This is a genomic window from Polynucleobacter duraquae (assembly GCF_000973625.1).
Classification (GTDB): Bacteria; Pseudomonadota; Gammaproteobacteria; order Burkholderiales; family Burkholderiaceae; genus Polynucleobacter; species Polynucleobacter duraquae.
On sequence record NZ_CP007501.1, the window covers coordinates 1,543,981 to 1,559,068 of the forward strand.

13 protein-coding genes and 1 other RNA gene are annotated in these 15,088 nt (G+C 47.3%); 5 read left to right on the forward strand and 9 right to left on the reverse strand.

Translation table 11 applies throughout. The features are described 5' to 3' along the window. Positions 1–4 precede the first annotated feature (4 nt). The 6 genes from aroA to gyrA are packed head-to-tail and all read right to left on the reverse strand — an operon-like array spanning position 5 to position 8,299. Positions 5–1,333, reverse strand: coding sequence for a 3-phosphoshikimate 1-carboxyvinyltransferase (gene aroA, locus CL55_RS07995; RefSeq protein WP_046330611.1), 1,329 nt, complete (start codon positions 1,331–1,333; stop codon positions 5–7). Beyond that, complete coding sequence (locus tag CL55_RS08000; protein WP_046330612.1) at positions 1,333–2,214, reverse strand: prephenate dehydrogenase; 882 nt, start codon at positions 2,212–2,214, stop codon at positions 1,333–1,335. The genes aroA and CL55_RS08000 overlap by 1 nt, the downstream gene beginning before the upstream one ends. A gap of 32 nt (positions 2,215–2,246) precedes the next feature. Beyond that, positions 2,247–3,377 (reverse strand): histidinol-phosphate transaminase, encoded by a 1,131-nt coding sequence (gene hisC, locus CL55_RS08005; protein ID WP_046330613.1) that lies wholly within the window; start codon positions 3,375–3,377, stop codon positions 2,247–2,249. Beyond that, positions 3,374–4,468, reverse strand: coding sequence for a prephenate dehydratase (pheA, locus tag CL55_RS08010; RefSeq protein WP_046330614.1), 1,095 nt, complete (start codon positions 4,466–4,468; stop codon positions 3,374–3,376). Before pheA ends, hisC begins: the two co-directional genes overlap by 4 nt. Next, positions 4,468–5,565 (reverse strand): 3-phosphoserine/phosphohydroxythreonine transaminase, encoded by a 1,098-nt coding sequence (gene serC / locus CL55_RS08015; RefSeq protein WP_046330615.1) that lies wholly within the window; start codon positions 5,563–5,565, stop codon positions 4,468–4,470. Before serC ends, pheA begins: the two co-directional genes overlap by 1 nt. Positions 5,566–5,596: 31 nt before the next feature. Then, the gene (gene gyrA, locus CL55_RS08020; RefSeq protein WP_046330616.1) at positions 5,597–8,299 is read right to left on the reverse strand and encodes a DNA gyrase subunit A; all 2,703 of its coding nucleotides are present in this window, start codon (positions 8,297–8,299) and stop codon (positions 5,597–5,599) included. Between the two features lie 159 nt (positions 8,300–8,458). Here gyrA and ompA point away from each other — a divergent pair, with 159 nt between their 5' ends. From ompA to ssrA, 4 genes are all read left to right on the forward strand, one after another. Further along, on the forward strand, positions 8,459–9,046 hold the full coding sequence (gene ompA, locus CL55_RS08025; protein ID WP_046330617.1) for an outer membrane protein OmpA: 588 nt from the start codon (positions 8,459–8,461) through the stop codon (positions 9,044–9,046). A 100-nt stretch (positions 9,047–9,146) separates the two neighbouring features. Then, positions 9,147–9,836, forward strand: coding sequence for a bifunctional 2-polyprenyl-6-hydroxyphenol methylase/3-demethylubiquinol 3-O-methyltransferase UbiG (gene ubiG, locus CL55_RS08030; RefSeq protein WP_046330618.1), 690 nt, complete (start codon positions 9,147–9,149; stop codon positions 9,834–9,836). Next, on the forward strand, positions 9,833–10,519 hold the full coding sequence (locus CL55_RS08035; protein WP_046330619.1) for an HAD family hydrolase: 687 nt from the start codon (positions 9,833–9,835) through the stop codon (positions 10,517–10,519). Before ubiG ends, CL55_RS08035 begins: the two co-directional genes overlap by 4 nt. Positions 10,520–10,580: 61 nt before the next feature. Beyond that, positions 10,581–10,939, forward strand: a transfer-messenger RNA (tmRNA) gene (gene ssrA, locus CL55_RS10515). 80 nt (positions 10,940–11,019) lie between these two features. Here ssrA and CL55_RS08040 read toward each other — a convergent pair. Next, entirely contained in the window at positions 11,020–12,771 is a 1,752-nt protein-coding gene (locus tag CL55_RS08040; protein WP_046330620.1) for an IlvD/Edd family dehydratase, read from the reverse strand. Between the two features lie 124 nt (positions 12,772–12,895). Here CL55_RS08040 and CL55_RS08045 point away from each other — a divergent pair, with 124 nt between their 5' ends. Then, complete coding sequence (locus tag CL55_RS08045; RefSeq protein ID WP_046330621.1) at positions 12,896–13,318, forward strand: VOC family protein; 423 nt, start codon at positions 12,896–12,898, stop codon at positions 13,316–13,318. 19 nt (positions 13,319–13,337) lie between these two features. On the opposite strand, the gene CL55_RS08050 is transcribed toward CL55_RS08045, so the two are convergent. Both CL55_RS08050 and CL55_RS08055 read right to left on the reverse strand, forming a co-directional pair. After that, positions 13,338–14,528: a methyltransferase gene (locus CL55_RS08050; RefSeq protein ID WP_046330622.1), complete on the reverse strand. Its 1,191-nt coding sequence runs from the start codon at positions 14,526–14,528 to the stop codon at positions 13,338–13,340. A 3-nt stretch (positions 14,529–14,531) separates the two neighbouring features. Beyond that, the gene (locus CL55_RS08055) at positions 14,532–15,083 is read right to left on the reverse strand and encodes a carboxymuconolactone decarboxylase family protein (protein ID WP_046330623.1); all 552 of its coding nucleotides are present in this window, start codon (positions 15,081–15,083) and stop codon (positions 14,532–14,534) included. Positions 15,084–15,088 lie beyond the last annotated feature (5 nt).

Here is a 15,088-nt window from a genome sequence, read left to right on the forward strand (position 1 = left end):
ACTTTTAGGAAACGATCTTTGCAAATTCAGCAAAGTAAGTAGGGAAGGTTTTGGCAACGCAATTAGGGTCATTGATCTGGAGAGCATTGGGGCCAAAAGCAGCTAATGAGAAACACATTGCCATGCGATGGTCGTCATAAGTATCGATACCCTGAGCAGGAAATTTCCAGTCGGCGAATGATTTGGGGGCTTGCACCACGATGTAATCGGCGCCCTCCTCGACAATAGCGCCCACCTTCTTTAATTCCTTAGCCATGGCCGCAATACGATCAGTTTCCTTCACGCGCCAGCTCGCAATATTGTTTAAGCGAGTGGGACCCTCAGCAAATAAAGCCGCAGCAGCCAAAGTCATCGCCGCATCCGGAATCTCCGTGCAATCGATCGTGATGCCATTGAGCTTGCCGTTGGCATTCCGAACGCCAGCAACTTCAATCCAATCTTCGCCCGATGAAATCTTCGCACCCATTAAAGCGAGCGCATCAGCAAAAGCCACATCACCCTGGATACTTTCGCTTCCAACACCTAATACACGCACTGGTCCACCACCAATCGCGCCAAGCGCCAAGAAGTAAGAAGCAGAAGATGCATCACCCTCCACAGAAAGCGCTCCAGGACTTTGGTATACCGCATCAGAAGTCTTAGCAGGAATCACAAACGACTGCGCATCAGGGCAAGCTACTTTGACGCCAAAGCGCGCCATCAGCTTAAGCGTGATATCGATATAAGGACGAGAAATCAATTCGCCGATAACTTCAATCTTGACAGGCTCTTTTGCAACTAAAGGCAGGGCCATCAACAAGGCAGTCAGGAATTGGCTAGAGACATCGCCGCGTACCCTCACCACATCTTGAATTGCAATATCCGCAGCAAGAATTTTAATTGGCGGATAACCTTCTTGTAATTCGTAATCAATCTTTGCGCCCACTTGGCGCAGACCATCTACTAAATCTCGAATAGGTCTTTCGTGCATACGGGGCACACCAGATAGACGGTAGTTACCACCTTGCATTGCTAGAGCTGCTGTTAGCGGACGAATTGCCGTACCAGCATTACCCATAAAGAGATCTGCGTTTTGCACTGGGAACTTACCACCACAACCTTCAACCACGCAGACATTGTCAGCTAGATCAATCACCGATAAACCCAGCTGGCGAAGCGCATTACGCATCACCTGGGTATCGTCAGCATCTAGAAGATTTTTAAGGGTTGTTGTGCCTGAAGATAGGGCGGCTAGTAACAAGGCGCGATTTGAAATACTTTTTGATCCAGGCAAGACAATTGAGCCTTGTGCTCGCTTGAATGGTCCAATTTTGATATTCGGTAAGCCACTCATCAAAGCCCATCCAAATCTTGGCGTGCTTTGCTAGCCTTGTTGAACAACTTCTCCAAGCCAGAACCATCATTCTCAGCAATCAATTTACGCATGTGGTTCACGATGAGCAAATATTGATCAAGCTCTTTAAGAACTGCCGTTCGATTACCCAAACAAATATCTCGCCACATCTCGGGACTCGAGGCAGCGATGCGGGTGAAATCTTTGAAGCCTGCGCCCACATGACTGAGCTTTTGGTCGGCATCTTCTGAGTTCACAACACTGGCCATTAATGCGTAAGACAAGAGGTGTGGCAGATGAGAGACTGCCGCATAAATCGCATCATGCTGGACACAGGAAATCTTTTTAACAACGGAGCCAGCTGACTGCCAAAAGCCTTCGATTAAATCTATATCTTGCGGGGAGTTTTCTTGTAGCGGACACAGGATGGTTTGCTTGCCTTCAAATAAATCCGCTTTTGCTGCACTTGCACCATGTTGCGCACCACCTGCAATCGGATGCGCCGGCACAAACTGACAAGCTTTTTTACCCAAGACTTCTTTAGCAGCCAAAATCACGTCACCCTTAGTGCTGCCCGCATCGGTAATCATTGTTCTGGGCTCAAGATGAGGTTCGATGGCTTCAAAGGCTGCGCGCATCTGCGCCACTGGCATGCACAATACAATCACATCAGCTTGCTGAGCCGCCTTAGCTAGGTCAACTACAGCATCTATAGCACCGATCTTAAGAGCTTGATCTAGATTAGGAGCGCTACGGCCAACACCCAAGACCTCATTGACCACTCCCGCTTTTTTTAATGCTAGACCCAAGGAGGCACCAATTAAACCAACACCAACAATCGCGACGGTTCCGTAATTACTGGATGGATTAATGATGGCCATTGTCTTATGAAATTTATCTAATAGACCTTGAATTACTGCTGCGCCAAGATATCTTTAAGGGCGTCAATAAAGACTGCATTCTCTTGGGGCAAGCCGATGGAAATACGCAACCATTGTGGCAAGCCGTAGTTGCCAACAGGACGAACAATAATGCCGCGCTTGAGTAGCTCTAAATTAATGCGAGCGCCTGCGCCATCATCCTCACCCACTCTCACCAATACAAAGTTGCCAGCCGACGGAAGGTAAGTTAAGCCAAGCGCATCAAATGCTTGCGTTAGCTGAACTAAACCCGCGCGATTCAATTCAAAGCCCTGCTGCAAGAAAGCAGAATCTTGGAACGCTGCGATCGCCGCGGCTTGTGCAAGACTATTCACATTAAATGGCTGACGAATGCGGTTGAGCAAATCAGTCAAAGCAGGCTGCGCTACCCCATAGCCAATACGAAGACCTGCTAAGCCGTAAGCCTTTGAGAAGCTACGAGACAAAATCATATTGGGGAAACGCTTCACCCATGCAATAGCGTCATAGCGCTGCTCTGGGTTAAGGTACTCGTTATAAGCCTCATCCAATACGACCACCACATGAGTGGGTACAGCCATTAAGAAATCTTCGATCTCTTTAGCAGTTAAGTAGCTACCGGTCGGATTATTCGGGTTGGCCACAAACACTAACTTCGCTTTATCACCTGAGGCTTTAACTGCTTGCAACATGGCAGGCAGGTCATGGCCATACATTGCAGTTGCAGCCACTTCAATCGCCTTAGCACCAACAGCTTGTGTCGCTAATGGATAAACCGCAAAGGCGTGTTTAGAGAAAATCACCTCATCGCCAGCTTGAGCTACTGCGCGTGCAGCTAATTCCAAAATGTCGTTACTGCCATTGCCCAAGGTAATCCAATCCGCTGGGACACCTAAGCGCGCTGATAAAACATTCTTTAATTCAAAGCCATTCGAATCTGGATAGCGACCTAAGTCACTCGCAGCCTTGAGCATCGCATCTTGCGCGGACTTTGGCATACCCAATGGGTTCTCATTGGATGCGAGTTTCACGATCTTATTTTCATCAAGGCCGTACTCACGTGCAACCTCACTGATAGGTCGCCCGCCGACATAGGGGGCTATCGCATGGATATGCTTTAAGCCAATATTAGATTTTGATGTCATGCTGAATGAGGATATGAGCCAAGGTTTTTATAAAAAGCAGCTGTAGTTTTTAACTCTTCCAAAGCTTTAGCTACTTTTGCATCTTCAGCGTGTCCCGATACATCGATATAAAAGTGGTACTCCCAAGTTCCTTTGCGAGCAGGGCGAGACTCAAAGCGATTCATGGAAACACCATGTTTAGCCAAGGGCTCCAATAAACGATGCACAGCACCTGGCTGGTTATCCACCGATAGCACTAGAGAGGTTTGATCTTTGCCGGTAGGCTGACATTCGTAAGTACCGACCACGACAAAACGTGTACGGTTATGCGGATCATCTTGAATCTGTGCAGCGACCGCCTGCAATCCATAAGCTTCTTGTGCAGGATCACCAGCAATCGCCGCCAAAGTAGGATCGTTGGCAGCCAGACGAGCAGCCTCTGCATTACTACTCACTGCCTGACGCTTTAAGTGGGGTGCATGCAAACTCAACCATTGCTGACATTGCGCCAACGCTTGGGCGTGAGCACAAACCGTAGTTACGCCATCTAAGCTACCGCTCTTCGTTAAAAGATGGTGGCGAATAGGCAGTACCACTTCACCACTAATTCGCATCGGAGAATCTAGAAGCAAATCTAAGGTTCTTGAAATCGCACCTTCACTGGAATTTTCTACAGGCACAACACCAAACTGCGCCGCGCCCTTCTCTACCGCTTTAAATACTTCATCCAAACTATTACAAGGAAGACCCGCAATCGAGTGGCCAAAATAGGTTTGGGCTGCTTGCTCTGAAAATGTTCCTACTGGTCCAAGATAGGCAATGGTCTGACGAGCCTCTAAGGCACGGCAAGCCGACATTACCTCACGCCAAATGGCAGCAATACCATCAGGCAATAACGGGCCCTTACTAAGCTCCTGTATGCGCGCAACAACTTGACGCTCACGCTCCGGCCTAAATACTGGCGATGAAAATCCACCTTTAATATGGCCAACCTCTTGGGCAGCTTTTGCACGCTGTGACAACAAATCTAAAATCTGCGCATCTAGTGCATCAATCTTGTCGCGGATGGGCGCTAGGCGCTGTTCTTCTGTACTTTGGTCTTTGGAGCTCATTAAGCACGCCTTTCAAAGTCACGCATAAATTCCACTAAGGCCTTGACGCCTTCTAATGGCATTGCGTTGTAAATACTCGCGCGCATACCGCCTGCCGCCTTATGGCCACGCAAGGCAACCAAGCCTGCTGCATTAGATTGCTCAAGAAACTGGGCATTTAAATTTTCATTCTTTAGGAAAAAGGTGACGTTCATTCTGGAGCGATATTCTTTGGTAACGCGATTCTCATACAAACTACTCTGATCCAAGAAGTTATATAGCAAATCTGCTTTTTCTAGATTGCGTTTCTCAATCGCTTTTACACCGCCCTGCTTGAGTAACCACTTAAAGCCTAGTCCCGCCATATAAATCGAGAAAGTGGGCGGCGTATTTAACATGGAGTCAGTTGCTGCTTGTTTAGACCAATCCCAAATCGATGGCGTAATTTTCATACTGTGTCCCATCAAGTCTTTGCGAACGATCACAATCGTTACGCCAGATGGGCCAATGTTTTTTTGTGCGCCGCCAAACCAAACCCCACATTTTGTGATGTCGATTTCTCTGGAAAGGATATTGCTAGAAATATCGGCAACCAAAAGCTTGCCATTGACATCAGGTACATCTGGAAACTCTACGCCACCAATGGTTTCGTTCGCACAGTAATGAACGTAAGCAGCATCATCTGATAGTTGCCAAGTAGATCTCGCAGGAATCGTATTGAATTTTTCAGCCGCAGAAGAGGCTGCTAAATGAGCAACACCATACTTCTCCGCTTCTTTATACGACTTTTCCGACCAAACGCCAGTTACTAAAAAATCTGCCTTTGGGCCATTTTTGGCTAAGGGCATCAGGTTCATGGGAATGGCAGCATTCTGACCTAATCCACCACCTTGAAGCATCAATATTTCATAGGAATCCGGGATTTCCATGAGGGTGCGTAAGTCTTGCAATACTTCCTCATACAAGGCCATGAACTCTTTGCCTCGATGACTCACTTCCATGACGCTTGCACCCAAGCCTTGCCAATTCAACATCTCTGCAGCAGCCTGCTTCAATACCTCTTCAGGCAAGGTAGCCGGCCCCGCAGCGAAATTGAAAATGCGGCGGTCAAACGTCATGATGAGCTAATTAACCTTTAATGAATGCCAATTAGGCATCACCAGCTTCATCAGGATTGGAATCAAGCGCTGGATCGCCGTCTTCACCATCTTCAAGATCGCTCTCATCATCAGAATCGCTTTCAGCAATCCGCTGCAAGCCAGACAAACGGGTACCTTCATCCACGTTGATCAAAGTAACGCCTTGTGTTGCGCGCCCCATCTCACGAATCTCTGAAACACGAGTGCGCACCAAAATACCGCCAGTAGTAATCAACATAATTTGATCTTCTGGAGATACCAAAGCAGCGGCAACTACTTTTCCGTTTCGCTCAGTTGTTTGAATTGCAATCATGCCTTTAGTGCCACGACCATGACGGGTATATTCACCAATCGGAGTACGCTTACCAAAACCATTTTCTGTTGCAGTTAATACGCTATTAGGAATTGCGAGACCATTTGGATCAACGACAGCTGCTTCAGCGCCTTCAGCAGCTTCAGCTGGGGCAACCAGCATGGCAATTACTTGATGACCTTCACCTAAGTTCATGCCACGCACACCGCGCGCTGTACGACCCATTGGACGCACGTCGTTCTCATCAAAGCGTACAGCTTTGCCAGCGTCGGAGAACAGCATCACATCATGCTGACCATCCGTAATTGCTGCACCAACCAAGAAGTCGTTTTCATTTAAGTCGACAGCAATAATTCCGGCCTTACGCGGATTAGAGAAGTCAGACAAACGCGTCTTCTTCACTGTACCCAAGCTCGTCGCCATAAAGACGTAATGATCATCTTGATATCCCTTGATCGGGAGAATCACAGTAATCTTTTCGCCCTCAATCAGCGGGAACATATTCACGATTGGCTTACCGCGTGAATTTCGGCTACCTTGTGGAACTTCCCACACTTTGAGCCAGTACATACGTCCACGATCAGAGAAGCACAGGATGATGTCATGTGTGTTGGCAACGAAAAGTGTCTCAATCCAGTCTTCATTCTTGGTAGCTGCAGCTTGTTTGCCACGACCACCTCGTTTTTGGGCACGGTATTCACTTAGAGGCTGACTCTTCATGTAGCCCGTGTTCGAGAGCGTAACCACCATATCTTGTGGAGTGATCAGATCTTCTGTAAACAACTCGGTTGCATTCATTTCAATAAATGAACGACGTCCAGAGTCACCACCAGCAATACCAAATTCCGCTTGAACTTCTTTCAATTCAGACTCAATGACTTGAGTGACACGCTCTGGCTTGGCGAGTAAGTCGAGCAAATCCGAAATCTCTGCCATTACATCTTTGTACTCATTGACGATCTTGTCTTGCTCAAGACCAGTCAAGCGCTGCAAACGCATCTGCAAAATTTCTTGTGCTTGACTATCAGACAAACGATAGAGACCAGTAGTTTGCATACCGTACTCTGGCAACAAACCTTCGGGACGGTAAGCATTGCGACCGCCTGGAGTATCAGTCTCGGCACGAGCCAACATCTCGCGCACCATGGAAGAGTCCCAAGCCTTACTCATCAATTCTTGCTTAGCAACTACGGGGTTTGCTGCAGCTTTAATAATGGCAATAAATTCATCAATATTTGCCAACGCAACTGCCAAACCTTCTAAGACATGGCCACGCTCGCGTGCTTTGCGTAATTCAAAAATCGTACGACGTGTCACCACTTCGCGACGGTGTTGCAAGAAGTACTCCAGCATTTGCTTCAGATTCAACAGACGTGGCTGGTTGTCTACTAGGGCCACCATGTTCATACCGAAGTTATCTTGCAGTTGAGTGCTCTTATATAAATTATTAAGAACCACTTCAGGTACTTCACCGCGCTTGAGCTCGATGACTACGCGCATACCTGACTTATCAGACTCATCACGCAGATCAGAGATGCCTTCTACTTTTTTCTCATTGACTAACTCGGCAATCCGCTCGAGCAAGTTCTTTTTGTTTACCTGATAAGGCAACTCATCAACTATGATCGCCTGACGAGCACCCTTGTCAAGGTCTTCAAAATGGGTCTTTGCACGCATCACTACGCGGCCGCGGCCGGTGCGATAGCCCTCACGAACCCCTTGAACACCATAAATAATGCCGGCGGTCGGAAAATCCGGCGCTGGGATGATCTCAATTAACTCGTCGATCGTGCATTCTGGGTTGTGCAAGACGTGTAAACAGGCCGTAACCACCTCATCCAGGTTATGGGGAGGGATATTGGTCGCCATACCCACGGCAATGCCTGAGCTACCGTTAATCAGCAAATTAGGCACTTTTGCAGGAAGAATCAGGGGCTCTTTCTCGCTACCGTCGTAATTTGGCCCAAAATCTACGGTTTCCTTGTCTAAATCAGCCAATAACTCATGGGCAATCTTACGAAGGCGGATCTCGGTATAGCGCATTGCAGCAGCGTTGTCACCGTCTACGGAGCCAAAGTTGCCCTGCCCGTCAACCAGCATATAGCGCAGAGAGAAGTCCTGGGCCATGCGAACAATGGTGTCATACACCGCAGAATCGCCATGTGGATGGTATTTACCGATCACATCGCCAACTATACGGGCAGATTTTTTGTAAGCGCGGTTCCAATCGTTGTTTAATTCATACATCGCGAATAAGACCCGGCGATGAACCGGTTTGAGGCCGTCACGTACGTCTGGCAGGGCTCTGCCGACAATGACGCTCATTGCGTAGTCCAAATAGGACCGCCGCATTTCGTCTTCTAGGGATATTGGTAGTGTTTCTTTAGCGGCTTGTTCCATTTAGAAATAATATCATTTTGATGACTGATAGCCCCTATGCTAATATTCTGACAGTTTGTACGAAATTGAGATGTGTCGCTTTGCGGTTTTTGCTTCAAAGTAGGGCGAATTACATTTAAGTTTGACTTTAATTAAAAAAGAGATTTTTGAGGACTAAAAATGAACAAAACCCTAAAACTAGTATTTGCTGGCGTTATCACTGTTGCTGCGACTGCTACTTCCGCCCAAAACGTTGACAACTGGGCCAACGCCACCGGCATTTCTTGGAAAAACGGCGACGGCACATTATGCTGGCGTGATGCTAGCTGGACACCTGCGACTGCTGCAAAGGGTTGCGATGGTTTCTTGGCTCCTAAAGCTGCTGCTGCTGCTAAATCAAGCGTTACACAAAGCAAAATCACTTTGCAAGCTGACACACTCTATGACTTCGATAAAGCAACATTGAAGGCAGAAGGTCAAGCAACTTTAGACAAAATCGCTAAAGACTTAAGCAAAATCAAATTAGAAGTAATTATTGCTGTTGGTAACACTGATAGCGTTGGTACTGATGCCTACAACATGGCTCTCGGCCAGCGTCGCGCTCAGTCAGTTAAAGCTTACCTAGTAAGCAAAGGTGTTGACGGTAGCCGTATTTACACAGAATCTAAAGGCAAGAGCAATCCAGTTGCAAGCAATGCAACTGCCGAAGGTCGCGCTAAGAACCGCCGCACCGACATCGAAGTTGTTGGTACAGCTGCAGTTAAGTAATTCTTTTTACTTGTAAAAAAGCCCGGTTCTGCCGGGCTTTTTTATTTCCGCTATATTCGTGATTCACCTATTTCAACGCGCTTAATGCGTCTTTACTCTTATGAACGTCGATCAATCTGAAATCGCTAAATTTAGCGCTCTAGCCCATCGCTGGTGGGATCCCCAGAGTGAATTCAAGCCCTTGCATGCCATTAACCCCTTGCGCCTTAATTGGATAAAGTCTTATGTTGATCTCCAAGGCAAGAAAGTTTTAGATGTTGGTTGTGGCGGCGGAATTCTGGCAGAGTCGATTGCGCAGTCAGGTGCCGATACCTGCGGTATCGACCTATCCGAAAAGGCCCTGAAAGTCGCCGAGTTACATGCACTTGAAGTGGGTGCAACCCTCAAATACCGCTCAATTTCAGCTGAAGCACTAGCCGATGAAGAGCCCGGGCAGTATGACGTCATAACCTGCATGGAGATGCTCGAGCATGTTCCGGATCCAGCCTCTGTGGTTCAAGCTTGTGCAAACCTCTGCAAGCCAGGCGGCACCCTCTTTTTTAGCACCCTGAACCGCAATCCCAAGTCCTACTTATTTGCCATTATTGGCGCTGAATACATCTTGCGACTGCTCCCCAAGGGTACCCATGAATACGCCAAATTCATTAAACCCTCCGAATTAGTCGCATTTACCCGTCACGCTGGATTAGAAATGCTCGGCATGAAGGGGATGACTTACAACCCCATCACGCAAGTCTACAAATTAGGGGAAGATGTGGATGTGAACTACATGATTGTTGTGCGCAAATGAGTGGCGGGTTAGTAAGTCCTTACAATGGCATATTTTTTGACCTAGATGGCACTCTTGCTGACACAGCTCCAGACCTTGTTGCAGCCGCCAACCAACTCCTCATTGCTCGCAATCTTCCACCCATGCAATATGAGGTATTACGTCCCCGCGCTTCAGCAGGGGCTCGTGGATTGATTAAAGGGGCATTTGGGATCGACACCGATCACCCTGATTTCATTCCACTTCGAGATGAATTCTTCTCAAACTATGAAAAGGCGCTGTTAGTAAACAGCGTGATTTTTGATGGGGTTGATCATCTGCTAGATCAATTAGATGGTGCAAAGCTACCTTGGGGGATTGTCACGAATAAAAGCGAGCGCTTCACCAATCCCTTAACTGAATTAATGGGCTTGCGTCAAAGGGCAGTATCAACAGTTTCTGGTGACACCACCCCCCATTCAAAACCCCATCCTGAGCCCATTTTGCACGCAGCAAGACTTGCCAACGTTGACCCGACCAAATCAGTATATGTAGGTGATGACATCAGAGACATCGTGGCTGGTAAAGCAGCGGGCATGCAGACAATCGCAGCAGCCTATGGCTATTGTGGCTGTGAGGAGCCTCCAGAGGCTTGGGGAGCGGATTATCTTGTGCACCACCCAAAAGAATTGTTAGCAATCATCTTCCCCACAGTAGGGAGATAAAAAGATAACAAGCAATTTAGGGGTAAGCGCCTTAAAATAGAATTTCCAATGCATGAACTCCGGGGTCGACATGGTTTCGACGTGGATTACAAAGCATCAAGGGCATACCGAGGACCCGTTATCTCGTAAATCAATGGGAATGTAATAACTGCAAACGACGAACGTTTCGCACTAGCCGCTTAATTGCGGTTGCCCCTGAACTGATTCTCTCTTGGGTCAGCTAGCGCAAGCTAGATCAGGGTCATTTACAAGAGATAAGATCATTTCATGTCACGGGGAATGATTCGAAAACTTAGTGAATCGCCAGCGTGGAACATGTCAGTCTGTGACTAGCTAGCTAAATTAAATGATATGACTAAGTATGTAGAACTTGTTGTAGAGGATTTGCGGACGCGGGTTCGATTCCCGCCGACTCCACCATTTTGAAGTCTGTAATAGTCAAACGCCACCCAACAGGGTGGCGTTTTTCTTTACTTCTATTTTTTATAGTATTGATTGGCTCAACGTTTTGGCGTCTTACCCACCATCTTCACTGCTCTCAAGAAATCAAAATCAACGCCCTTGTCTGCTTGCGTAACTGTATCTAAGAATAGTTTGAGATAGCCCCGCTCTGCAGTGGGCTCTATTACTGGATTGTCTTTTGCACGCTTAGCTAACTCTTCATCTGAGACCAACAAACTAATCTCACGATTCTTCACGCTCAAGCGAATGCGGTCTCCATTATTTACAAATGCGAGTGGCCCACCTACTGCAGCCTCTGGAGTCACGTGCAACACGATGGTTCCGAACGCAGTACCACTCATGCGCCCATCAGAAATTCGCACAATATCTTTTACACCAGCACGTGCAAGCTTCATCGGAATCGGAATATACCCCGCTTCAGGCATACCAGGTGCGCCTTTAGGGCCAATATTCTTCAGCACCAAAATATCATCCGCCATTACATCTAAGTCTGGACTATCAATACGATTGGCTAGATCTTCACTGTTTTCAAAAACAACAGCGCGCCCCTCATGCTCCATGAGCTTTTCATTGGCAGCGGATTGTTTAATGATGGCGCCACCGGGTGCTAAATTGCCATGCAAAACTGCAATGCTGCCACGTGGATAAATCGGGTTATCGAACTTGCGCACTACATCTTGCTTAAAGCTTGGCGGAGCTGCATCAATCTCTTCACCTAAGGTGCGACCCGTTACTGTCATTGCGTCTAGTTTTAACAAAGGCTTCAGTTCACGTAGCAGCGTAGTCATACCACCAGCATCATGGAAGTTTTCCATGTAGTGATCACCAGAGGGCTTCAAATCCACCAACACTGGCGTCTCATCACCCATCTTATCGAGTGCATCCAAGTCAATCTCTAGCCCCATACGACCAGCGATAGCAGCTAAATGCACGATGCCGTTAGTCGATCCGCCAATCGCCAATAAAACACGCATCGCGTTCTCAAAAGCATCTGCTGTTAATACCTTATCAATCATTAAGCCGTCTTTTGCCATTTGCACAGCGCGAGTACCAGTTTCTTCTGCAATCCGAATACGGTCGGCAGTGACAGCAGGCGGTGTTGCTCCGCCAGGCACAGTCATGCCGAGGGCTTCAGAGATACATGCCATCGTACTAGCAGTGCCCATGACTGAGCAGGTGCCTACACTAGCTACCAATTGGTCATTCACTTCATCTTTTTCCGCTTCGTCAATTTCGCCAGCACGGAATTTTCCCCAATAGCGGCGACAGTCAGTGCATGCACCCACACGCTCACTACGATGGGAGCCAGTCAGCATGGAGCCAGTAATCAACTGAATCGCTGGAAGACCGGCAGAAGCAGCGCCCATCATTTGCGCGGGTACAGTTTTATCGCAACCACCAATCATCACTACCGCATCCATCGGCTGAGCACGCAACATCTCCTCCGTATCCATTGACATCAGGTTACGCAAATACATGCTGGTAGGAGCGGCAAAGCTTTCATGGATTGAGATTGTTGGAAAATCCATCGGCAAGCCACCAGCCAACATCACGCCGCGTTTTACAGCCTCAATCAATTGCGGCATGTTGCCGTGACAGGGGTTATAAGCACTACCAGTATTGATAATGCCAATAACGGGGCGATCCAGAGCGCTGTTGGTATAGCCAGCACCCTTGATAAATGCTTTACGCAAAAACAAGGAGAAGCCTTTATCACCATAACTGGTTAAGCCTTTGCGAAGCCCGCCCTCTGGTGCCAGTTTTTTGGTCTTGTCCGAACTGCTGCTCATAGCTTGCCCAATAGAATGCTCAAGATCTTAGTCTCCGTTGAATTTCAATGTAGTTCTTCGCTAAATATACTAAACTTTGCAAATTATCGTATCTATAACCAGCAAGATTTCATCAAGGGTCGCCATGTCTAATATTCAACCATTTCACCTTGCCTTTCCAGTAGACAATTTAGAGGCAGCTCGAACTTTTTACGGTAGCACCTTAGGTTGCGCGGAAGGTCGCAGCTCTGATGAATGGATTGATTTTGACTTCTTTGGACACCAATTGGTTGCCCACCTTGCACCTGAAGAATGCAGTCATGCAGCCTCAAATGAGGTTGACGGACATCAAGTTCCCGTAAAACACTTTGGGGTAGTGTTGACGATGCCAGATTGGCATGCGTTAGCGGATAAATTAAGAAGCACTGGTATGAAATTCATTATCGAGCCACAGATTCGCTTTAAAGGAAAAGTAGGTGAGCAAGCCACGATGTTCTTTCTCGATCCTGCTGGCAATGCCTTGGAGTTCAAGGCATTCGAAGATCCCAGTCAGCTATTCGCCAAGTAAAGTGAAGCACTTGCAATACTTACTTGATACCCAAGCGCCAGAGTGAAGTGGTTTCAGCTGCTCTTGCAAAATGAAGAGAGTCCGACTCATCAAACGCCTTTGAATGTTTTGGTTTGGTATCAATACGGCCAAGAACAACTAGTCCAGCATCTTCAATCCAAGAGAGCAGTTCTTCTCGAGTTCTGAGCTCAAGATGTTCGGCCAAATCAGACAGAATCAACCAGCCCTCGCCTTGGGGCAGTAAATGATCCTTTAATCCACCCAAATATCCTTTCAGCATCTGACTATCAGGGTCGTATACCGCATGCTCAAGGGTAGAGCTAGGTCTTGCAGGCACCCATGGTGGGTTGCAGATAATTAATGAAGCCTTTCCTGCTGGAAATAAATTGGCTTTCACAATCTCTATTTGTGAACCCAAACCTAGTAGTGCAATATTTTCTTTGGCACACGTAAGCGCTCGATCATCTTGATCAGTGGCAACAATTTTTTGTACATCCCGCATTGCCAAAATAATAGCCAGTACGCCAGTACCAACGCCAATATCAAAAGCTGTAGATGCGCCATCAAGGGATTTGGGCAAAGGGGCAGCACAAACTAACTCAATGTACTCGCCGCGAACAGGCGAGAAAACGCCGTAATGGGGATGGACAAATACTGGCTCACCATTTTCATCAGCCAGAATAGGCAGTCCATTCTTGCGCCACTCATGAGCGCTAATCACGCCCAAAAGTTCACGCAAAGAAACTACATAAGAGTGCTCAACGGCACCATATGCTTCGGCACATGCTTGGGAAATATCTGGTGCTCGGCGCAAAGAAATCGAGTGATCCAAATTGCATTGAATTAACAACATACCCAATACTCGGGCACGCTGAGATTGAATCAGGCGATGTTGATTAAAAATATCTTTTGCCGTCTTCTTGGGGGCAGCATCAGTAGACTTATCCACCCTCTTGCCGGCACGCTTTGATTTTTTTGATGGCTTATCTATGCGTCGAACCAAGGCCTGCAATAGTTGCCGGGCATTTTGAAAATCCCCTTTCCAGAGGATTGCAGTACCTGCACATGCCAAATGATAGGCATCATCTGCCGTTAATGTATCGTCGGCAGTCACCACCTTTTTATGTGCTGCGATGCCATTTTCAGAATGCCAAACTGCTGAACAGTTCTGACCACTCTCTTCCCAGTGAATGGATCTATCCTGATTCATAAATTACTCAGGAGGATGCTCCTCAGGATTAACATCCAAGGCGATCAAAAACCGAGAGACCATGTTGTAAGCTGCCACTACAGTGACAAGTTCAACAGTATGGGTATTTCCCAAAGTAGCCTGCAAACGCTTCATCAGGGCGCTATCAACCTGAATATTGCGAGTCATCTGAAACGTGAGTTCTGCAGCATCATTTTCAACAGCAGAGAATAAGGTACTAGGAAAGCTTGGTTGACCAATCAAACGTAGTGCTTGAACTTGCTCTTCAGTACCACCTGCTTTGATAAACGGCGGGGCGTGGTGAAAAAATTCATATTCGGCGCCATTTAGAACAGCCACCCCACACATTGCAAGCTCGCGCAGCTTTGGATCCAAGGAGAGGTTATTGCGAATCTCGCCCACAAAATGATTCCAGCCCTCGGCAATGGGGGTACTGTGTAAAAGCATGCGATCCAAATTAATAAACTGGCCACCACGTCTTTTACGAATCGCTGCTACCAACTCAGCAGGCTCAGCTAAGTCCATCGGCTGATAAGGAATTAAACGCTCACTCATATCAA